This is a genomic window from Corynebacterium sp. CCUG 71335, assembly GCF_024454075.1.
Lineage (GTDB): Bacteria > Actinomycetota > Actinomycetes > Mycobacteriales > Mycobacteriaceae > Corynebacterium > Corynebacterium genitalium.
Genome location: NZ_JAGPYY010000006.1, coordinates 98,886 through 119,378 on the forward strand (window position 1 = coordinate 98,886; position 20,493 = coordinate 119,378).

Consider the following 20,493-nt stretch of genomic DNA (forward strand, 5'->3'; position numbering starts at 1 on the left):
CGCGGGGCTAGCGTGCGATGATCGCGAACTCCCATGCGCCCAGCACGGTCTGCTGCTTATCGACGCGCGGCGAGCCGTACGAGTACACCAACTCACCACCCGCGGGCACTGTGACCTCCTCGTCGGAAAAGTTGGCGGCGAGGAAGACGTCGTCGTACCCCATGGTCAACCACTTCTCGCCGTCTGCTCCGTGATCGACCCGGAGCTCGCGCAGGTCGTCTTTGGCCAGTCCGAGCCGGCGGCGCAGCGTGAGCAGATCCTTGTAGGTTTCGTACATCTTCACGTTGTCGCCGGCGAAGTTCCAGTCGAGTTTCGCCGACTCGAAGGTCTCGGGGTCGACCGGGTCGGGCACATGGTCGAAGTTCCAGCCGTAGCGGGCGAATTCGTGCGCGCGGCCTTCGCGGGTGAGCCGCTGCAAGTCCTCGTCAGTGTGGGAGACGAAGAAAGGGAACGGGGTTTGGGCGAAGAACTCCTCGCCCATGAAGATCATCGGTGTGAACGGGCTGAAGAAGATCACTGCCGCCTTCAACGCGTGCTGCGCCATCGTCAGGTTTTGCGACGGCCGGTCGCCCGCTGCGCGGTTGCCTACCTGGTCGTGCGTGGTGGTGTAGGTGATCAGCTTCCACGGGGCGATCTGCTCTAGGTTCAGTGCGCGCCCGTGCGTGCGTCCGCGGAAGTTGGACCAGTCTCTGCGGAAGCGGTAGCCGTGGCGGAGGCTGTCGGCGAGGATTTCCACCGTTCCGAAGTCCTCGTAGTAAGCGATGTTTTCGCCGGTGATGACGGTGTGGAGGGCGTGGTGGACGTCGTCAAGCCACTGCGCGTCCAGCCCGTACCCGCCGTGGGCGTAGTCGGCGATGATGCGCGGATCATTCAAGTCGCTCTCTGCGATGATGATCGGGTTCGGGCCGTTCTTCACCTCGATCTCGTCGGCGAGCATGTTGATCTCCTCCATGATGGAGTACGCTGCGCGGTCGTCGTAGGAGTGCACGGCGTCGAGTCGCAGCCCGTCGATGTGGAACTCGTCGAGCCACTGCCGGACAGAATCAAGCACGTAGGCGCGCACCTCGTCCGAGTTGGCCCCGGAGAGGTTGACCACATCGCCCCAGCCTGTCGAGCCGGCGGTGGTGTAGGGGCCGAACATGCCGTTGTAGTTGCCGTCGGGGCCGAAGTGGTTGTACACCACGTCGAGGAAGACGCCCACGCCACGGTGGTGGGCAGCATCGACAAGCCGCTTCAGGCCCTCCGGTCCGCCGTAGGACTCCTGAACTGCAAACCAGTCGACACCGTCATACCCCCAGTTGCGCTCGCCGCCGAACGGCTGGACAGGCATGAGTTCAATCGTGGTCACACCGAGTTCAACGAGGTAATCAAGCTTATCGACGATCGCATCGAACGTTCCCTCCGGCGTGAACGTGCCCACGTGAAGCTCGTAGATGACTTGGCCCTGCAACTCGTAGTTGACCCAGTGGTCGTCGGTCCACGGGAAGTCTGTACTGACGACTTCCGAGAGTCCGTGAATGCCGTCCGGCTGGCGCCGGGAGCGCGGATCGGGGAGGGGTTTGGACCAGTCGTTGCCGTCGAAAAGCGTGAAGCCGTAGCGCTGGCCAGGAACCTGCTCGACATCGCTGGTCCACCACCCGCGGCGGCTGTCATCGCGGCGCATATCGTGCTCGGTGTCGTCGACGATGAGACGAACATCGTGCGCGTGCGGGGCCCAGACTTCAAACCTCATGTCTCCCACACTAAGTAATATCTGAAACTCATGCTGACGACATTCACCCTTCCTCCGCCAGGCGACCCGGTGGTCAACGAGATAGTGATCAAGAAATCTCGCTTCATCACCTGGATCGCCCGCGCTGAATCCGAGGAGGAAGCCCGCGACGTGATCGCGCGTGCCCGCGCCGAGTTCCCCGACGCGCGGCACCACTGCACCGCCTTCATCGCGGACCCGGAAGGACGCATCGAGCGTTCTTCCGACGACGGCGAACCGTCCGGCACAGCTGGCAAACCAATGCTCGACGCGCTGCGCGGGTCGGGGCTGCGCTGTGCGGTCGCTGTGGTCACCCGCTATTTCGGCGGCGTGAAGCTCGGCGCGGGAGGTCTCGTCCACGCGTACTCGGAATCGGTGTCGCAGGCGCTGGAGCTGGTGGAACCCGTCGAAAAACGAATGCGCGAACTCACCCGCGTCGACTTGCCGCATGCTGACGCAGGCAGAGTGGAGGCGGACCTGCGTGCTGCAGGAGTGGACGTGGTCGATGTCGAATACGGCGCTCAGGCCGCCTACACCCTCGCCGTTGCGCCGGGTGGTGTGGAGGAGTTGAACGAGCTGCTGGCGGCTCTGACTCAGGGCACGAGCGAAGCACGCACGGTGGGGCAGACGTGGGTGGAGCGTGCGTTAGACTGAACCCCATGACGATCCAGCCCCGCCCGAATAACCCGATCGAAGCACGCAAGCAGGCCGTGCGCCGCTATTCCCGCAATGGCGCGTTGTGGGTCGGCGGAGGTGTTGTGGGCGGTGTCGCACTGGCACTTCTGACCCAAACGTGGTCGCTTATCGTGCTCGGTTTCGTAGTTGCCGTTGTCGGCGGAATGGTCAACTACAGCAAGGTTCAGAAGATCATCAACCACCGGGACCAGTACTAGTGCCAGACGGATCCGCCGTCCGCATCGACGTGTGGGTGTGGGCGGTGCGCATGTATAAAACCCGCACAGAGGCCGCGAACGCTGTGCGCGCCGGGCACGTGAAACTCAACGGCAATGCGGTCAAACCCTCAGCTCAAGTTGTGCCGGGGGACCGCGTCAAAGCCTGGAAGGATTACCGCGACCTGGATTACGAAGTCGTCGACACGCCGCGGAAACGCGTCGGCGCACCCATTGCGCGGCAGTGCTACATCGACCACTCTCCGCCGCCACCGCCGAAGGAGTACTTCTACTCCATGCCGAAGCGTGACCGCGGCGCTGGCCGGCCGACGAAGAAAGAACGCCGCGAGCTGGACAAACTGCGCGGCAGGAGCGGCTAAGAGTGGAGCGGGAAGCGCCGCCAAGGGGAGTTCGGGTCAGTCAACGCCTCCGTGAGAATGTGGTCAAACACCTGGAGTTCACCCTGCATATCGTCCGCGTTGTCGCGGATGGTGTCAGCTGACCAAATCGCGCGGCCCCACCAGAAGCTCGCGGCGGCATCCGCCCAGGACATGAAGTGCTTCTGTAGCTCAGCGACGGCGCGGGCGGCGTAGCTGGAGTACTCCTCCGGGGTGATGATCCCGACGAGGGCGGCCGTCGCAGCAGTCATCTCCACGCGCATGATGTCCCAGGCGCGGGTCGTTGCCGGGGCCGACGGCGCATTGACGTTCGCAAACGACGGGTGGGTGCGCACTGCGAGCCAGTGGTCGAAGTCTGTCCAGAGCTGCTTCGGATCCATCCAGTTGGAGATAGCCAGGTGCTCCAGGAAGATCTCCATTGTGCGGCGGCGCTCGGCGAAATCCTGCGAACGCCATTCCTGCGGTGCGAACTCGCCCGTGAGCATCTCGGCGGTGTGCAGCACCGCATCTGACGAGGCTGTGTGCACGTCACCGGCGATGAGCCTCTCCGTCATCTGACGAGTTTCCTCGGCGGAAGTGATACCCCACCACTGCTCGAGCATGCGCTTGTACTGCACGCGGTCCTTCTTCACGGGCACCGTGGGAGTGTCCACGGGCCGGTCATGCCCGACCCGGTACGGCAGCGCGAAGGAGGCTTCCAGCACTGTCTGACGGTCCGGCTGCGGGGTGCTCCATTCCCACAGGTCAACGGCAACATCCTCAGCCTTAGCGCGGGGGCGTTCAAACCGTGCAGCAGTGATGGCGGTCATCGGGGGATTCCTTCCTCAAACAGCGGACTCAAACCTCAGCTCACTCAGATTTCGCTGCATAGATTCTAAGTCCATTTTCACGCAACGCACATGATAACCTGCCGTATGTGGTGAATGAGAACGAGTTTGCGCGTAAAGCTTTAGAGCGCTGCGGCGACACCCAAATCGCACCGGCCGTCGTGAACGACGTCATGCAGGTGCTCGGTCCTGGAGAGGAAATCCTGGAGGTTGCACTCACGAGTGCTCCCGGGTTCACGTCGGCGTGCGTGTGCACCTCCTCGCGGCTGTTCCTGGGCACTGCACCGGGCCAAGTGACAGTGATCGACCACGCATGGCTCACCGGGTTCTGCGGCCGCCCGTACGGGCCGGCTGAAGAGTTGACACTTACCCTCAAAGCCGTGGACGGGGAAGTGAACTGGATCGGATTCAACCGCACCGGACTAATGCGCATCCTGCATGCCCTGGATTTCGCGATGCAGAGCCCTGCACCGGAAGCGACCATCCCCGAACTGTTCAATAAGTGGATTGATGTCCACCAAGAAGCGAACAACGTCGACATGACCCCCGAGCAGTTCGAACTGAGCATCCGCGAAGCGATCGGAGAACGCCAGTGGCTGACCTAAACACCTACCCGGAGCCGAGTGCCACCTTCTCTGGCGACGCATTCTTGCCAGATCCACCACCGAACCGGCCCCAGCCGAACTACGGCCCGCCGGCCCCGGCGGCGAACAACGCGAAGAAGGACGACCCCTACGGCGAGAACTACGAGTTCTGGAAGCAAGGCCTGTCGCCCGTGAAGGTCTCCTACACCACCCAGCTGATCCTGGCCGTGATCGTAGTCACCATCGTGGTGACCCTCGTGCTCATCTTCGCCTAGCCATTTTCCGCCTAGCTGTCCCAGCGGGCGGAGTCGAGGTGGTGGCTGACTAAAAGTGCGGTGGGCAGAACGTCGAGAAGCTCTGCGCACGGGATCGTGCCCTCGTAGGTTCTCCCGGTGAGGCGGTCTGTCCACTGTCCCTCGGGGAGGGTGACGGTGGTGTCGCCCCATCCGCCACTGTCTTCGAGAATAAGGGGCCGGCGCACAGCCAAGCCGATCACGGAGAGGCTGGCCGAATCTGCTCCGCGCGCGATCCCCACAACATGGTTATCGGCCTCGCCGACAGCGAAGACTGCCTGATAGTCACCACCCAGGAAGATGTCCGGGTACTGGCGGCGCAGCATCGCGCCTTCGTGGACAACTGCCTGCTTCGCGCGGTCCGCCACGTCTTCTAGGTGCGGGTAGAGGCCAGTGCCGTCAGCATTATCGCGGGCGAAGCAGAGATCTGCGTAGTGGTCCTCGCTCTCCTTGAACTGGGAGAGCGTTTGTTCGCGGTTGACGTAATCAACAAAGCGGCGGTTATCCGGATCCACCAGGGATAGGTCGATGAACTCCTGGCCCTGGTAGGTGTCCGGGATACCCGGCCCCACGAGTTGAAGCAGCTTCCTGCCGAGGGAGACCTGGACAGCACCCTGATGGATTTCCTTGACAAAGTCGGTGATCATGCCACTTGCCGGCCCCTCCACGACAGCGTCGACCCAGTCGGTGATGGCCTTTTCGAAGTCGTGGGCGTTGTCGAACCAGGAGGTATGCACACCCGCCTCGCGCACCGCCTTGACGGCATAATCGCGCAGGCGCTGCTGAACATCCTCGGTGATCCCGTCAGCCGGCCACACCCCGATAATGTTCTGGATCAGGAAGTGCGCGGTGGCCTGATCTGGTGCGGGAACGAGCGCCGTGACTTGCGCGATGAGTTCAGCGAATGTCTTCGGGCGTTCTGTCAGCTCAATGATCCGCGCGCGGGTGTCCTCGCTGCGCTTCGTGTCATGGGTGGTCAGCGCCGTCATGGCGTGCGGCCACAAGTTATTGCGCTCTTGCTGGAGCAGGTGGAATTCAGCCGCCGAGACACCGAACCGTCCAGGTGCCCCGCCCACTTCCTGCAAGGCGACAAGGCGGCAGGCGCGGTAGAACAGCGTGTCCTCCACACCCTTGGCCATGACGGCACCACAGACCTGCGCGAAACGCGTCTTCGCCTCACCGTTGGCCAGCAACGCCGCGGAGATCAGGTCAAGGGCAGCGCGCCGGGACGGGAAACGGCGCACCATGTCGGCCACGACAGTAGAAGTCTGACGTGACAGCGAGATGTAGTCAGCGCGGTACACCGGCATGGCAGCAATGAGGTCGATCACCGTCTTGGTCAAGTCTTCTTCAGAGACATTGGAGCCGGCGGTGGAGAAGTTGTCGCGGCGGATGGCGCGTGTCAGACGGCGGATCTCTGCGGCGAGCTCGGACTCGGCGACGTCGCGCTTGAGCTGGTGCTCTGCGGCCTCGATGGCGGGCTCATCCCAGGTAGACCCGGACTGGCGCAAAGACAGCATGCTCATGGAGTCTTCGGCTTCGCGGTTGATGAAGATCCCGTCGAGTTCGCGCAACGCGTCGTAGCCGGTCGTGCCATCGACCGCCAGGCGTGGATCGAGCGGCTCGGTGACTCCGAGGATTTTCTCTGCGACCAGCCAGCGGTCATCCCCAATGAGGTCACGAAGTCGGTTGAGATACGTGAACGGATCGGCCAGACCGTCCGGGTGGTCGACGCGAATGCCGTCGATGAGATCTTCAGCAATGAGCTGACGCAGCACCCGGTGCGTGTGCTCGAAAACGAGCGGATCTTCCTGGCGGATACCGGCCAGCCCGTTGACGGAGAAGAAACGGCGGTAGGAAATGACACCGTCGCGCCAGTACATCAGCCGGTAGCTCTGGCGTTCGTAGACTTCACGCGGATCGTCGTCAAGCGACTCGAAGGACCCAGGCCTGAGCGGGAAGTAGTTCTCGTAATACTTCAGGACCGGCTCATCGATCTCGTCGAGAAGCGTCAGCTCGAACTTGTCTTCGTCGCCAGGCTGCCCCAGCACCGGGAGCCCCAGTTTGCCGCCAGCGCCATTGTCTTCGTGCCAGTCGATGTCGAAGTAGGACTCGTACTCCGAGTCTTGGCCGTTCTTGAGCACATCCCACCACCACTTGTTCTTCTGCGGTGTCTCCACACCCAGGTGGTTGGGCACGATGTCCAGGATCAGACCCAGTCCCGCTTCGTGTGCCGTATGAGCCAGCGCTCGTAATCCCTCCAAACCTCCGAGCTCTGGGTTGACCACCGTTGGGTCGGTGACGTCATAGTTGTGGTTCGACTCCGGGTACGAAGTGAACACGGGAGAGAGGTACAGGTGGGAAATGCCCAGCGATTTCAGGTAGGGGACCTGGGCTTCCGCGTCCGCGAAACCGAAGCCGCGGCCCGACGGATCAGCCTGCGTCCCCCGCAACTGCAGACGGTAAGTGGACGTAATCGGGCGGTGCATGCTTCGCTCCTTAAATGGTGGGTACCCCTCACACCCTAGTCACGACAGGGAAACCAAGGGAGTACGTCATGACGGTCGCCTGCGGTACAGCCTTCGCAGCAGCCTCGATTGTGGTGTCCAGCACGAACAGGTCGCGCTGGTCGCGGGTGACGTACACGAGTCCGGTTTTCGGAACGAGCACTTCGAGAAAGTGCTGGTGCAGCATTTGAAACGTTTTCGGGTGCGACAGCCACGCCACTGCAGGCACATCAAAGGGGGCGATTTCGAATCCGCGTGGCGCAGTAGTGCCGAGTGCGCATGAAGCGTTGCGTACCTGGAACTCGACGCGGTGAGAATTCTGGCGCTCCAACAAGGTGTAGGCGGCAGAATCCCACGCCTGTTTCACGCTGAGGCCCCTGTCCCACAGGTCAATCTGGGACAGTAAGTGCCCGGTTTCGGAGATGAGCACTGCCACGACGTTGGGGGAGAGGTTGAGATACGCGGGCGAGTCCCCGCGCTCGCCCCAGGGTCGCTTTTCGACGACTTCCGCCCGCACCGGCAACGCGACGAACCCGGTGACAGGAAGCAGATCGGTAGAGCATGTGGTGGTCATGCCCTAGTTAGACTGCGCCACCGCCCCGTCTGGTTCCCGGTGCCGGACGGAAAAGGCTAGAAGGGAGGTTCCTCGTCGAGACCGAGCACGTTGAGTAGCTTCTCTGCTGGCCAAATGTCAATGTCTTGGCCTTTATCCATCAATTCCCGGGCCCTTTTTTCCTTTGACGTCATGGTGGCCCACTCGCCGGTGACCAGGATGGTTGTCTTCTTGGTCACGTTCTTTCCTACTTGGCCGCCCTGGTTGGCGATGCCATCCCAGAGCTGTCCTTTATCGAAAGGATCGAACTCTCCGGTGAGGGTGACGTTTTGCCCGTACAGGGGCGAGTTCGGGTCCGCATCGACTGCCGGATCCGGGATGGTGTCCGGGGTAGCCACAGATTGCCACGGCGCGGGACCCCTGTTGTTGCCCTGCTGCTCTTTTTTCGGGGTGTCTTTCTCAGCCTTGCTGGCCTTCTGGATGCTCGAGGCTGCACCGGAGAAGTCGCGCAACACAGGAATAACGCGGTCAGCGCTGACAGTGCCCATGGCGAAGCCGCTTGCGTGGACGAAGTCTTCCAGAGAGCCAGTGTGCTTGGCGTGCCGGGCGAGAGCATTCATCACCGATGCCGGGTCGGCGTCCACTCCGAAGAAGTCGGCGAGGGTGTCCAGCTTGTGGTTGGGCACGTCAAGTTCAGCTGCGCGAGCCTGCGTGAGCACACACGCGAAGGTGAGATCGGAAACAAGGCCTGCATAGTGCAGGGCAGATGCGTCGAAGTATCCGTTGTAGCCGACGAGGGGGCTATCGCCAATGAAGTCAGCTAACGCCTCCTTCGTCGGTGGTTCGAGGCTGAATCGCTCGGTGACCTCGCCGTCGGTGACGCGGGCGAGGTCCACTCGGTCCACAGAGCCCCAGTCCTGGCTGGCGGTGTGCACAGCCACGGCAACAAAGGAGAAACCGGTGATGGTGTCGACGTTGACGGACTCCCCGGTCAGCAACGCACACAGCTGCTGCGGGCCTTCCGTATCTCCGGGGGCAAAGCGCACCGTGACGGTTTCACCGCCGGATTCGATCGCGACCGTGCTTTCATCCCACGAGTCCCCGGAGCGAACCTCGGTGTTCGTGATGTCGTCGAGGTTGATCACCGTCGGTTCCGACGAGCCACGAAGCGCGGCCTCTAACTCCTCCGGGTGAATTTCCGCAGCAGCGCCGGTGACGACGACGCGCGTGCCGAGAGCTGAGATCATGACTCGGGGTTCACCCGGGTCGAACCGCCACCAACAACAGCGCCCTCTTCCGCTGCGTCCTGCTCTGCCTCATCGTCGCCGTCCTCGAAGACCGGCGGCTCGATCTGCCGCAGGACGAGGGTGGAGCGTGCCGGAACGTTCGCGGTACCTTGCGCCTCAATCTCCTCCTTCTCCGCCGGGTACCCGAGCGGCTCAGTGGTGTCGATGAGGACTTCCCACTTCGCGCCCATGTTCTTCGGCGGCAGGGTGAATTCGATGTCCTCGTGGTAGGCGTTGAACATCAACACGAAGGAATCGTCCACGACTTGCTGGCCACGGGAATCAGGCTCAGCAATCATGTTGCCGTTGAAGTAGACCTGCAGGGCCTTGCCAAAGGCGAAGCCCCAGTCATCATTGGTCATCATCTGACCGTCGGGAGCCAGCCACGCAATGTCGCGGTCCTGAGCGTCCATGCCCAGCGGACCGCCGGCCAGGAAGCGGCGACGGCGGAAGACAGGGTGCTCTTTACGGATGCTGATCAAACGGCGGGTGAAGTCGTGCAGTTCCTCCGACTCGTCCAGCCTGTTCCAGTCCATCCAGGCCAGCTCGTTGTCTTGGCAGTAGACGTTGTTGTTGCCGTTTTGCGTGCGGGCGAACTCGTCGCCGTGGGCGATCATCGGGGTCCCCTGGGAAAGCAACAACGTGGTCAGGAAGTTGCGGCGCTGGCGCGAACGCAGCTCCTGGATCTCCGGATCGTCGGTGGGGCCTTCTTCACCGTGGTTCCAGGAACGGTTGTGAGATTCACCGTCGCGGTTTTCCTCACCGTTGTCCCAGTTGTGCTTCTCGTTGTAACTGACCAGATCGTTGAGTGTGAAGCCGTCGTGGGCGGTGATGAAGTTGATCGACGCCGTCGGGCGGCGGCCGTTGTGGTTGTACAAGTCCGACGAACCGGTGAGTCGCGAAGCGAACTCGCCCAGGGTGGAGGGCTCACCGCGCCAAAAATCGCGGACGGTGTCGCGGTACTTACCGTTCCATTCGCTCCACAGCGGCGGGAAGTTGCCCACCTGGTAACCGTTCTCACCGACATCCCACGGTTCAGCGATGAGCTTGACCTGAGAGACGACTGGGTCCTGCTGGACCAAGTCGAAGAAGGTAGCCAAGCGGTCTACGTCGGAGAACTCACGCGCCAGAGTGGAAGCGAGGTCGAAACGGAAGCCGTCGACGTGCATCTCGGAGACCCAGTAGCGCAGAGAGTCCATGATGAGCTGCAGTGAGTGCGGGTCGCGGACGTTGAGGGAGTTACCGGTGCCGGTGTAGTCCATGTAGTGGAAGGCGTCACCGTCGACAAGCCTGTAGTACGCCTCGTTGTCGATGCCGCGGAACGCAATGGTGGGGCCTAGGTGGTTGCCCTCGGCGGTGTGGTTGTACACGACGTCGAGGATGATCTCCATGCCGGCCTCGTGGTAGGCGCGGACCATGCCCTTGAACTCGGCGACGGCATCGCCCGGCTTCTCGCTGGCGGCGTAATCCTGGTGCGGCGCGAAGAAGCCGAAGGTGTTGTAGCCCCAGTAGTTGCGCAGGCCCAAGTCCCGCAGGCGGTCATCCTGAAGGAACTGGTGGACGGGCATGAGCTCGACAGAGGTGACCCCCAAGTCTTGGAGGTACGCGATCACGCTCGGGTGCGCCATGCCGGCATAGGTGCCTCGCAAGTTCTCCGGGACATCGGGGTGCAGCTGCGTCATGCCCTTGACGTGGGTCTCATAAATGACAGTGTCATTATCCGGGATGCGCGGAGAACGGTCGTCGCCCCAGTCGAAGAACGGGTTGATCACCACGGACTTCATGGTGTGACCGAGCGAGTCTTCCTCGTTGCGGCCGGTGCCGGGTTCCTCGGCGTGAATGTCGTAGGAGAACAGGGAAGAATCTCCATCGAACTCGCCGTCGAATGCGCGGGCATACGGGTCGACGAGCAGTTTGGACGGGTCGCAGCGCTTGCCGTTTTCAGGGTCCCACGGGCCGTGGACCCGGTAGCCGTATCGCTGTCCCGGCAGGACGCCAGGAAGGTAGGCGTGCCAGACGTGGTTGTCTACCTCTTCGAGGGGAATACGCGTCTCGTTCTCCTCGCGGTCGAGCAGGCACAGCTCAACCTTCTCGGCGACGTTGGAGAAAAGGGCGAAGTTAGTGCCCGCACCGTCGTAGGTGGAGCCCAATGGGTAGGAGGATCCAGGCCAAACTTGGGTCTGCGCGTTCTCGCTAGGAGTTGTCATGAGACTCGATAGTAATAGCTCTAGCTCACTGTGCGTCGAGGCCCGCGAGCAGAAGGTCAATTGCCTGCTCAACGTGTTCTACGCTGCCGCGGGGAGCCGTGGCAGCCGAGGTTTGGCGGGCAGCTTCGTTGAACTGAACGCCGGCCTGGTGCATGTTCGCCGCTCCGAGAGTGAGATAGAGCAACCCGGTCGCGGTCGCGTCGATAAGCGCCGCGCGCTCGCTGTCTGCCGAGGGCCCGTCGCTGAGCGTCGCTTTGACTGCATCCAGGAGGTGCGCGTGAATGTCCGCGCCGGGTAGTGCTGCGGCTGTGGCGACCACGTCCGCGCCGTCGCGGTGGGAGAGAACAGCTCCGCGCAGGGCGGCGCAAGCTTCACGCGGCCCGGCATAAGTGCGCTCGAGGACTGGGGCGATAATGATTTCTGCCATCGCGCAAATGAGTTCCTGCTTGTTGTCCACATGCCAGTACAAGGCTCCAGGCGCGACGTCAAGCGACGCGGCGACCCGACGCATGGACACGTCAGCAAGGCCGTACTCGTCTAGGATGCCCACCGCCGCTTGTGCGATAGTGGACTGGGACAGCTGCATAACACGCAAGGGTACACCCGATATTCACAGCTACTTCACTGGTACTTCCCTGCGCAACAATTGAGTAACTGAAGCTTGACGCTGCTAGAGTGTCGGGAGCAGTTCTCGAAAACCTAGAGGAGAGTTCCGATTCATGTCTAACTCGAAGAAGGCCGTCGCCCTCGCTACCGCCGTCTTGGTTGCCCCCCTCGCACTAGCTGCGTGCGGCTCCGGCGAGGATCAGAGCGACGTCGTGTCCGAGGTGGCTACCGAAACCAACCAGGTCACCGCTGGCGCGGAGGTCGATCCGCTGGCTGATGAAAAGAAAGAGGACGACAAGGATAAGCCGGAGGGTGAGGGCGAGAACGCTGACGATCCTCAGGCACAGGGCGCTCCGAACCCGGGTGCTGGCGTGGTCAACCCCTTCGAGGACGGTACGCTGCCGACGCCTGACATTCAGCCGATCGAGAACGGGCAGCCCGCAAGCGAGGCTGACGTGCGGGCCATGACCGACACCATGAACCGCATTTACAACCCGGGCGATTTCGTTTCCTGGACCCGCGTGATCATGGACAACTCCTGCAAGAAGGTGGTCGACCAGACCAACCAGCAGCTGGCTAGCCAGGGCACCAGCCTGGAGAAGACCGAGCGCGAAATGCAGCTCGCAGTCGATGCTGCTAAGGCGCAGGGTCGTCCGATTCCGCCGGTCCCGGCGACGCAGACATCGCTTTCCGACGTGCGTGTGAACGGCGACACTGCTTCCGCCAACGTGACGGTGAACACCAACGGCCAGACCGAGTCCGGCGTGCAGCGCTTCGCTCGTGAGAACGGCCAGTGGAAGGTGTGCAACTAAAGCTTCGCTGGGGAGCGGGGGTCGTCGCACTCGGGGTCATCCTCGGGTGCGTCATCGGTGTCATATGGGGGTTCCTGCGCCCCGGCTATGTTGCCGAGGTTGTTGACGGCGGAGTTCAGATCAACCATGTGTTGAGTCCTGACAGCGTCGAATTCGCATCCTTCGGTTGGTTTGTCATCCTTTCTACTCTCCTCGGGCTGGCTGTCGGCCTTGTGGCGTACGGGACGGGGGAGCGGGAAAGCAACCTTTCCCGCATGGTTTTCGCCGCATGCGTGGCGTTGTTTTCTAGCTGGGCGCTGCACGTTCTCGGCCAATGGTCAGCTAATCTTGCCAACCCTCCGCACGCGGCAGCGGAGTCTGACACATTCACTTTGGTGCCCGCGTTCCAACCCGGCATCGCGTGGTGTGCTGCGCCGTTCATGGCGAGTCTGGCTTATTGGCTGGGGCTGGTCAGCACAGCCGCATTCGAAGGCGGACGGGGGAGTGTCCAAGTGGGTGAATAGGATGTACTTCAACAAGGTTTGAAGGAGATTCTCCCATGCTGAAAGTGACTGATCTGCGGGGCCAAACCCCGTCGAGCGCGCAGCTGCGCCGCATCCTGCCGCGTGGCGGGATGGATGTGGCGTCCGTCCTGCCCACTGTCACACCGATCATTGATGCGGTGAAGACCGGCGGTGCGCCAGCGGCTCTGGACTACGGTGAGCAATTTGACCGTGTGCGCCCTGCGTCCGTGCGTGTCCCGGCGGATGTCATGGCCGCTGCCGCAGACAATCTCGATGACTCTCTTCGCGCCGCTGTGCAGGAAGCGATTCGGAGGATCCGTACGGTCCACGCTGCGCAGAAGCCGCAGGAGCAGTCGACTGACGTCGCTCCCGGTGCGACTGTCACAGAAGTCTTCCTGCCGGTCCCGCGCGTGGGCCTGTACGTCCCGGGTGGTAAAGCTGTCTACCCGTCGTCGGTGCTCATGAACGTTATCCCGGCCCAGGAGGCGGGTGCAGAATCCCTCGTGGTGTGCAGCCCGCCGCAGGCAGAGTTCGGCGGGTGGCCGCACCCGACGATCCTGGCCGCCTGCTCAATGCTCGGTGTCGATGAGGTGTGGGCCGTCGGCGGTGCGCAGGCAGTCGCATTGCTCGCCTACGGCGACGATGAGGCGCAGCTTGAGCCGGTGGACATGATCACCGGTCCGGGAAACATTTTCGTCGCAGCCGCCAAGCGGGTAGTCAACGGTGTCGTGGGCATCGACGCGGAAGCCGGCCCGTCCGAGATCGCGGTGCTGGCAGACGACACCGCAGATCCGCTCTACGTCGCCGCCGACCTGATCTCCCAGGCCGAACACGATGAGAATGCTGCATCAGTGCTGATTACGTATTCGCCAGAGGTGGCGGAAGCCGTCGATATGCTTATCGACGAGCGTGCCACCGCAACCCTCAACGCCGACCGCGCGGGCACTGCTTTAGGCGGGCCGCAGTCGGGCATTGTGCTCGTTGATGATCTGGAGGCAGGCATTGCCGTCGCTGATGCCTATGCCGCTGAGCACCTAGAAATCCACACCCGCAACGCCGCGGACGTGGCCCGGCGCATCAAGCACGCCGGTGCGATTTTCATCGGCCCATTCTCCCCGGTGCCGCTGGGTGACTACATCGCTGGCTCCAACCACGTGCTGCCCACGTCTGGCACGGCGCGCTTCACTCCGGGCCTGACCACGCACACCTTCCTGCGGCCGGTCAATCTCATCGAGTACACCGAGGATGCGCTCGCCGAGGTTGCACCGCACATCATCACCCTGTCCACCGACGAACAACTGCCCGCCCACGGCGAGGCAATCAAGGCGCGAACGGAGGCGCAATAATGGCCGAGCTTTCTGATCTTCCGCTGCGCGAAGAACTGCGTGGCAAGTCCGCCTACGGCGCGCCCCAACTTGAGGTTCCGTACGCGCTGAACACGAACGAGAACCCGTACCCGCCGTCGCAGGCGCTGATCAGCGATCTGCTGGAAGAGATCTCTCGCGTCGCCGGTAGCCTCAACCGCTACCCGGAGCGCGACGCCGTGGAGCTGCGAGCGGACCTCGCGGCGTACGTGAGTAAGCAGACCGGCGTGGCAGTGACCGTGGACAATGTGTGGGCCGCCAACGGCTCCAACGAAGTCCTCCAACAGCTGTTACAGGCATTCGGTGGGCCCGGACGGACTGCCATGGGCTTTGCGCCGTCCTACTCCATGCACCCGATCCTGAGTGCAGGAACGCAGACGGAGTTTATCGGCATTGACCGCGGCGCTGACTTCCGCATCGATATCGATCACGCCATCAGCGAAATCAACGCACAGCAGCCGGACGTTGTGTTCGTCACCACCCCGAACAACCCGACCGGTGATGTCACCTCGATCGATGACATCGAGCGAATCCTCGACGCTGCGCCCGGCATCGTGATTGTCGACGAAGCATACGCGGAATTCTCCCCCTCGCCATCCGCCGTGACGCTGGTGGAGAAATACCCGACCAAGCTGGTGGTCTCCCGCACGATGTCGAAGGCGTTCGACTTCGCCGGCGGTCGTCTCGGCTACTTCGTCGCTGATCCTGCCTTCATTGAGGCCGTCATGCTTGTCCGCCTGCCGTACCACCTGTCGGTCATTTCCCAGGCGGCTGCCCGTGTAGCGTTGCGGCATGCGGACGAGACGCTCGGAAACGTCGAAAAGCTCGCGAGCGAACGCAAGCACGTCCAAGATGCGCTCGCAGAGATGGGATACGAGGTCGTGCCGAGCGAGTCGAACTTCCTCTTCTTCGGGCACTTCGCCGACACCCACGCATCGTGGCAGCAGTTTCTGGACCGCGGTGTCTTGATCCGTGATATCGGCGTGCCGGGGTATCTTCGTGTGACAATTGGTTTGGACGAGGAGAATGACGCATTCTTGACCGCGGCGAAGGAGATTAAGAGCAATGACTGACCGCGTGGGTACAGCGACCCGCACCACCAGCGAGTCCGACATCTCGGTGGAAATCAACCTCGACGGCACGGGCAACGTCGACGTTGACACTGGACTGCCGTTCTTCGACCACATGCTCACGGCTTTCGGCACCCACGGGTCCTTCGATCTGACCATCAAGGCGCGCGGAGACATCGAGATTGACGCGCACCACACCATCGAGGACACCGCGATCACGCTGGGCTGGGCGCTGATCGACGCTGTGGGGGACAAGAAGGGCATCCGCCGCTTCGGCTCCATGGCACTGCCGATGGATGAGACCCTGGTCAGCGCCGTGGTGGACATCTCCAACCGGCCGTACTTTGTCATGAACGGTGAACCGGAGTCCATGGAATGGCAGATCATCGGCGGGCACTACGCCACTGTGATCAACCGCCACTTCTTTGAGACGCTCGCCTACAACGCGCGCATCACCCTGCACGTCAACGTCGAATACGGCCGCGATCCGCACCACATCACCGAGGCCGAGTACAAGGCTGTAGCGCGTGCTTTGCGTGCCGCCTACGAGATCGACCCCCGGGTCAGCGGCGTGCCGTCAACGAAGGGCGCGCTGTAATGGAGGTTGGTTCCAGCATCGCCGTGTGGATGCTGTTCATCCTGGCCGGCCTGTTGGTTGGCGGGACGTGGTCGTTCTACCAGCAGGGCAATAAGCCAGTGACGATCGTGCTGGGCATTCTGGCACTACTGTCACTTTCCGGTGCGCTCATCGTGCTGTTCGGGGCGATGCCGTGACATCTGTGGCACCCGTGTCACCTGGAACGCCCGGACAGCCCACCTCTGTGTGGGCTGTCCGCGGGTTTGTGCCAGCGCTTGTCGCCGTAGCCGCGGCCTTCGGCTCGTGGGGCATGCTGCTCCCGGTCGTTCCAGTGGCCGTGCTGGACTCCGGCGGATCGTCGGCGCTGGCGGGCGCGTCAACAGGCGTATTCATGCTCGCAACGGTGATCACGCAGGTGTTCATGCCCCGGTTACTGCGGCGCTTCACCTACCGATCCGCGATCGCGGTGTCCGCCGTGTTGCTCGGTGTGCCGGCCCTACTGTTCGAACTGTCGATGGCGCCGGCAATGGTCCTGGCCGTTTCCGTTGTGCGCGGTGTCGGCTTCGGTGCCATGACGGTGTCCGAATCCGCGATCATTCCAGAGCTCGTGCCCCGGAAAATGCTGGGTAAGGCCACGGGAGTGTTCGGTGCCTCTGGCGGCTTAGCGCAGATGCTCACGCTGCCGCTCGGTCTTTTCATCGGGGAACGCGTTGGCTACCTGCCGGTGTGGATCATCGCACTGGTCATTGCCGGCGCGGGGTTGGTGTCGTGCTTCTTTATTCCTGCGGTCAAGGGTGCCCCGGCCGCCCCCGTGATGGAAGGCGCGGTCTCCGCACCAACGTGGAAACTACTGCTCATCCCGGCGATGGCTCTGGCGGTCGGATCATTAGCATTCAGTCTCATCGCCAACTTCCTGCCCGCTGCGGCACGCGACATGGGCATCACATCCGGCACCGCACTGGGCGGCGTCTTGCTCGCCGTGGTGAACCTCGCCGTCATGCTGGCTCGCATCGGCGCCGGATCGGTGGCCGATCGCCGCGGTGAACCGGGAACCCTCATGATCCCCTTCCAGGTCTGTCTTGGCGCGAGCATGTTCCTTTTCGCCTGGTGCCTCGCCGCAGGGGCATCGGAGTGGTGGCTTGTCGTCGCGGCCCTGCTATTCGGTGCCGGATTCGGAGTGATTCAGAACGAATCCCTACTCACCATGTTCCATCGCCTGCCGCAGTCGAAGGTGAGCCATGCCTCCGCAGTGTGGAACATTTCCTTCGACGGTGGGCAAGGAATCGGGTCGTTCTTCTTCGGGCTGATCATCGCTGGCGTCGGCGCGACGGGGTCCTTCGTAGTCGGCGGGATGATCGTCATCGCCGGGATCATGCTGTCTGTTGCCGATTGGGCTGTGGGCAGGCGGCGCCACCCGTAAGTACCAATTTGGTACCATTTTGCTATGGCGCTCAACCTTAGGCTCACCCCAGAAGAAGACCAGCAACTCACCGCTCTCGCAGAGACCGCCGGCACCTCAAAACAAAAAGTGATCTCGCGTCTAATCCGGCAAGAGTGGGAGATTTCTGAAGCTAAGCGGGCCAATGAGCGGGATTTCTGGGAAATCATGGATGCGCGTTCCGAACTGATGGAACGGTTGAAGAACGCGTGACCATTCGACAGCGGTTCACACTCGAGGCTATCGAGCCAATTCTCGATGCGGCGGGATTTCGTGTTCGGGACATGGGGCTTCTGGCTGCTGCACTTGACCGGCCATGGGTGACGTTCGAGGGGAAGGAGCTGTACCCCGATCCGTGGTTGAAAGCGGGTGCGCTTATCCACAGCATTGAGTCAAGCCATCCGCTTGGCGACGGCAACAAGCGGTTAGGTGTCTTACTGGGTTCCATAGTTCTGCGAACCCACGGAATCGACGATATGCGCATCTCAGACGACCAATGGTTCGAGGTTGTCATTCGTACAGCCGCCGTCGATTCCACACCGGAGGGCATCGGGCATCAGCTGTACGTCGCCTGGCTAGAATCACGCCCATGAGTTCAGTTGTCGCCCTCCTTGATTACGGTGCCGGAAACTTGCGGTCTGCGCAGCGCGCCCTCGAGCACGTAGGTGCAAATGTGGTGGTCACCCGTGAACCCATGGTCGCCGTCGAGGCGGATGGCCTGGTCGTGCCGGGGGTGGGGGCGTACGACGCGTGCATGAAGGGCCTGCGCGAGGTTGCTGGGCCGCGGATCATCGGGAAACGCCTAGCGGGGGACCGGCCGGTGTTCGGCATCTGCGTGGGGTTGCAGGTCATGTTTGACCGCGGAGTTGAGCACGGGATTGAGACGGAAGGCTGCGGGGAGTGGCCAGGAGTCGTCGATAAGCTCTCTGCCCCCGTGTTGCCGCACATGGGCTGGAACACCGTCGATGTTGCCGATGGCTCCGACATGTTTGCGGGCCTAGAGGCGGAAACGCGGTTCTACTTCGTGCACTCCTACGGTGTGCAAACCTGGGAAATGCAGGAGGACGAGTTCATCGCGTACCCGAAGGTGTCGTGGTCCACGCACGGTGACTCCCGTTTTGTGGCAGCAGTGGAAAACGGGCCGTTGTGGGCGACTCAATTCCACCCGGAGAAGTCCGGTGACGCTGGGTTGCACCTGTTGGAGAACTGGGTCAAGACGATCGAGTAGAGGCGACGATCGACAGCCCCGTGGATGTGCTCATATGAATCTCAGTCTCTACTAGGATGTGCATATGGATTTCACTGTGCTGCCCGCTGTTGACGTTGTAGACGGCCAGGCTGTGCGCCTGGATCAAGGTGAGGCGGGCACGGAGAAGAGCTATGGTGCCCCGCTCGAAGCCGCGCTGCAGTGGCAGGAGCAGGGGGCTCAGTGGCTGCACTTTGTGGATCTGGATGCGGCGTTCGGCCGCGGATCCAATCATGAGCTCATGGCGGAGATCACCCGTGAGCTATCGATCAACGTGGAGTTGACCGGCGGGATCCGCGACGACGCGACGTTGGAGCGAGCGCTTGCCACCGGGGCGAAACGCGTGAACATCGGCACCGCGGCGCTGGAGAACCCGGATTGGGCGGCTGATGCCATTGCCCGTTATGGCGAGGCGATCGCGATCGACATCGCGGTGCGTGAGGAGGGCGGCCAATGGCGCACGAAGGGCCGTGGCTGGACGTCTGACGGCGGCGACCTGTGGGAGGTTCTCGAATTCTTTGATGCCGCCGCGTGCGCACGTTTTGTGGTGACTGACGTGAGCAAAGACGGCACGCTGACCGGGCCCAACGTTGATTTGCTTCGCGACGTCTCCGCCGCCACGGATGCCGCCGTGACCGCGTCAGGCGGAGTATCCACCTTGGATGACATTGCCGAGATTGTGCAGTACGCCGAAGAAGGCATCGACAGCGTCATCGTGGGCAAGGCGCTGTACGAAAACCGCTTCACGCTGCGCGAGGCACTGGAGTTGGTGAACCATGGGCATGGATGAGATTCACGAGTACCTGCGGATTGCGGAGGACGCAGCGGATCAAGCCCGCCGGATGTTCACCGAGGGCCTCGGTGCCGCTCCCGCCTTGCACAAGGGTGGCGGCGACTATGCCACCGAAATCGACTTGCAGATCGAGAGCATGCTGCGTGAGCAGCTTGCCTACACCACGGGCATTTCTGTCCTTGGTGAAGAAGAGGGCGGAGTGTTGCGCTCCGACGCGTCATGGGTCGTCGACCCGATCGACGGCACCGCGAACTTCGCCTCCGGAAACCCGAACTGTGCAGTGCTCATCTCCCTGGTTGTGGACAAGCAACCGGTGCTGTCCGTGACCGACATCCCGCTTCTGGATATGCGCCTCACTGCCCGGGAAGGGTCCCATGTGTGGCTCAACGACCGCCAGCTGCCGCGGTTGACGGACACCCCCATCGTGAGCAACCAAGTCGGTGTCGGAGCTGTCGGTTCCGACGACACAAACCGGATCCCGCCGGATAGCCGCCTGCGGTTGGTCAAGGAGCTCGAGCGGACAAACATGCGCCCCCGTATTAGCGGCTCGGTCGGGATCGACCTCGCGTTCGTCGCTCAAGGCATCTACGAGGCAGCGGTGAGTTTCTCTCCGCACCCATGGGACAACGCCGCCGGCGTGCTGCTCACCCGCTGCGCAGGGGCAGTAGTCACCGACATCGACGGGGAGCCGTGGACGCTGGACTCCATCGGTGTGATCGCCGGGTCACCCGGGGCGCACGAAAGGGTGCTCAGTACCATTAAGTCGATCCAGTAACCCCGACAACCCCC

The 20,493-nt window shown here is 62.4% G+C and carries 24 protein-coding genes; 17 read left to right on the forward strand and 7 right to left on the reverse strand.

The genetic code is table 11. From position 1 onward, the window contains the following. Positions 1–7: 7 nt before the first annotated feature. Positions 8–1,732: a malto-oligosyltrehalose trehalohydrolase gene (gene treZ, locus KBX19_RS06225; RefSeq protein WP_255997922.1), complete on the reverse strand. Its 1,725-nt coding sequence runs from the start codon at positions 1,730–1,732 to the stop codon at positions 8–10. Positions 1,733–1,762: 30 nt separating this feature from the next. On the opposite strand from treZ, the gene KBX19_RS06230 reads away from it, so the two are divergent. Genes KBX19_RS06230 through KBX19_RS06240 form a run of 3 tightly spaced genes read left to right on the forward strand, consistent with a single transcriptional unit; the run spans position 1,763 to position 3,020 of the window. Next, on the forward strand, positions 1,763–2,404 hold the full coding sequence (locus KBX19_RS06230) for a YigZ family protein (protein WP_005289619.1): 642 nt from the start codon (positions 1,763–1,765) through the stop codon (positions 2,402–2,404). 5 nt (positions 2,405–2,409) lie between these two features. After that, a complete protein-coding gene (locus tag KBX19_RS06235) occupies positions 2,410–2,643 on the forward strand; it encodes a hypothetical protein (RefSeq protein ID WP_005289620.1) in 234 nt (77 codons plus the stop codon). Continuing rightward, the gene (locus KBX19_RS06240; RefSeq protein ID WP_255997923.1) at positions 2,643–3,020 is read left to right on the forward strand and encodes an RNA-binding S4 domain-containing protein; all 378 of its coding nucleotides are present in this window, start codon (positions 2,643–2,645) and stop codon (positions 3,018–3,020) included. The genes KBX19_RS06235 and KBX19_RS06240 overlap by 1 nt, the downstream gene beginning before the upstream one ends. Here the strand turns inward: KBX19_RS06240 and KBX19_RS06245 are convergent. After that, positions 3,017–3,847 (reverse strand): DUF1266 domain-containing protein, encoded by an 831-nt coding sequence (locus KBX19_RS06245; RefSeq protein ID WP_255997924.1) that lies wholly within the window; start codon positions 3,845–3,847, stop codon positions 3,017–3,019. The two genes, KBX19_RS06240 and KBX19_RS06245, sit on opposite strands and share 4 nt — an antisense overlap. Before the next feature lie 110 nt (positions 3,848–3,957). On the opposite strand from KBX19_RS06245, the gene KBX19_RS06250 reads away from it, so the two are divergent. After that, positions 3,958–4,470, forward strand: a complete 513-nt coding sequence (locus tag KBX19_RS06250) for a hypothetical protein (RefSeq protein WP_255997925.1) — start codon at positions 3,958–3,960, stop codon at positions 4,468–4,470. Further along, positions 4,458–4,724: a hypothetical protein gene (locus KBX19_RS06255; protein WP_255997926.1), complete on the forward strand. Its 267-nt coding sequence runs from the start codon at positions 4,458–4,460 to the stop codon at positions 4,722–4,724. The genes KBX19_RS06250 and KBX19_RS06255 overlap by 13 nt, the downstream gene beginning before the upstream one ends. A gap of 11 nt (positions 4,725–4,735) precedes the next feature. On the opposite strand, the gene treY is transcribed toward KBX19_RS06255, so the two are convergent. Genes treY through KBX19_RS06280 form a run of 5 tightly spaced genes read right to left on the reverse strand, consistent with a single transcriptional unit; the run spans position 4,736 to position 11,881 of the window. Continuing rightward, positions 4,736–7,231 carry a malto-oligosyltrehalose synthase gene (gene treY, locus KBX19_RS06260; RefSeq protein WP_255997928.1) on the reverse strand — a complete coding sequence of 832 codons (2,496 nt, stop codon included), beginning with the start codon at positions 7,229–7,231 and terminating at the stop codon, positions 4,736–4,738. A gap of 28 nt (positions 7,232–7,259) precedes the next feature. Beyond that, the gene (locus KBX19_RS06265) at positions 7,260–7,823 is read right to left on the reverse strand and encodes a hypothetical protein (protein ID WP_255994821.1); all 564 of its coding nucleotides are present in this window, start codon (positions 7,821–7,823) and stop codon (positions 7,260–7,262) included. Positions 7,824–7,879: 56 nt separating this feature from the next. Continuing rightward, a complete protein-coding gene (locus KBX19_RS06270; RefSeq protein WP_005289627.1) occupies positions 7,880–9,049 on the reverse strand; it encodes a BRCT domain-containing protein in 1,170 nt (389 codons plus the stop codon). Then, on the reverse strand, positions 9,046–11,295 hold the full coding sequence (gene glgX / locus KBX19_RS06275) for a glycogen debranching protein GlgX (RefSeq protein ID WP_005289628.1): 2,250 nt from the start codon (positions 11,293–11,295) through the stop codon (positions 9,046–9,048). The genes KBX19_RS06270 and glgX overlap by 4 nt, the downstream gene beginning before the upstream one ends. Before the next feature lie 25 nt (positions 11,296–11,320). Then, positions 11,321–11,881, reverse strand: a complete 561-nt coding sequence (locus KBX19_RS06280; protein WP_255994823.1) for a TetR family transcriptional regulator — start codon at positions 11,879–11,881, stop codon at positions 11,321–11,323. Positions 11,882–12,014: 133 nt separating this feature from the next. On the opposite strand from KBX19_RS06280, the gene KBX19_RS06285 reads away from it, so the two are divergent. The 12 genes from KBX19_RS06285 (at position 12,015) to KBX19_RS06340 (ending at position 20,479) form a co-directional block, all read left to right on the forward strand. After that, positions 12,015–12,713: a hypothetical protein gene (locus KBX19_RS06285; RefSeq protein WP_255994824.1), complete on the forward strand. Its 699-nt coding sequence runs from the start codon at positions 12,015–12,017 to the stop codon at positions 12,711–12,713. Next, positions 12,704–13,216 (forward strand): hypothetical protein, encoded by a 513-nt coding sequence (locus KBX19_RS06290; protein WP_255997930.1) that lies wholly within the window; start codon positions 12,704–12,706, stop codon positions 13,214–13,216. Before KBX19_RS06285 ends, KBX19_RS06290 begins: the two co-directional genes overlap by 10 nt. 35 nt (positions 13,217–13,251) lie before the next feature. Then, entirely contained in the window at positions 13,252–14,562 is a 1,311-nt protein-coding gene (hisD, locus tag KBX19_RS06295) for a histidinol dehydrogenase (RefSeq protein ID WP_255997931.1), read from the forward strand. Then, positions 14,562–15,653, forward strand: coding sequence for a histidinol-phosphate transaminase (locus tag KBX19_RS06300; protein WP_255997934.1), 1,092 nt, complete (start codon positions 14,562–14,564; stop codon positions 15,651–15,653). The genes hisD and KBX19_RS06300 overlap by 1 nt, the downstream gene beginning before the upstream one ends. Next, positions 15,646–16,248 (forward strand): imidazoleglycerol-phosphate dehydratase HisB, encoded by a 603-nt coding sequence (gene hisB / locus KBX19_RS06305; protein ID WP_005289634.1) that lies wholly within the window; start codon positions 15,646–15,648, stop codon positions 16,246–16,248. Before KBX19_RS06300 ends, hisB begins: the two co-directional genes overlap by 8 nt. Next, positions 16,248–16,424, forward strand: a complete 177-nt coding sequence (locus KBX19_RS06310) for a hypothetical protein (RefSeq protein WP_255994829.1) — start codon at positions 16,248–16,250, stop codon at positions 16,422–16,424. The genes hisB and KBX19_RS06310 overlap by 1 nt, the downstream gene beginning before the upstream one ends. 5 nt (positions 16,425–16,429) lie before the next feature. Beyond that, positions 16,430–17,647, forward strand: a complete 1,218-nt coding sequence (locus KBX19_RS06315) for an MFS transporter (protein ID WP_255997936.1) — start codon at positions 16,430–16,432, stop codon at positions 17,645–17,647. A 24-nt stretch (positions 17,648–17,671) separates the two neighbouring features. After that, positions 17,672–17,878, forward strand: coding sequence for a CopG family transcriptional regulator (locus tag KBX19_RS06320; RefSeq protein WP_255997937.1), 207 nt, complete (start codon positions 17,672–17,674; stop codon positions 17,876–17,878). After that, positions 17,875–18,258 (forward strand): Fic family protein, encoded by a 384-nt coding sequence (locus tag KBX19_RS06325; protein ID WP_255997938.1) that lies wholly within the window; start codon positions 17,875–17,877, stop codon positions 18,256–18,258. The genes KBX19_RS06320 and KBX19_RS06325 overlap by 4 nt, the downstream gene beginning before the upstream one ends. Further along, positions 18,255–18,893 carry an imidazole glycerol phosphate synthase subunit HisH gene (gene hisH / locus KBX19_RS06330; RefSeq protein ID WP_255997939.1) on the forward strand — a complete coding sequence of 213 codons (639 nt, stop codon included), beginning with the start codon at positions 18,255–18,257 and terminating at the stop codon, positions 18,891–18,893. Before KBX19_RS06325 ends, hisH begins: the two co-directional genes overlap by 4 nt. A gap of 64 nt (positions 18,894–18,957) precedes the next feature. Continuing rightward, entirely contained in the window at positions 18,958–19,701 is a 744-nt protein-coding gene (gene priA, locus KBX19_RS06335) for a bifunctional 1-(5-phosphoribosyl)-5-((5-phosphoribosylamino)methylideneamino)imidazole-4-carboxamide isomerase/phosphoribosylanthranilate isomerase PriA (protein WP_255997940.1), read from the forward strand. Beyond that, the gene (locus KBX19_RS06340; RefSeq protein WP_370687005.1) at positions 19,688–20,479 is read left to right on the forward strand and encodes an inositol monophosphatase; all 792 of its coding nucleotides are present in this window, start codon (positions 19,688–19,690) and stop codon (positions 20,477–20,479) included. The genes priA and KBX19_RS06340 overlap by 14 nt, the downstream gene beginning before the upstream one ends. The last annotated feature ends 14 nt before the right edge of the window (positions 20,480–20,493 follow it).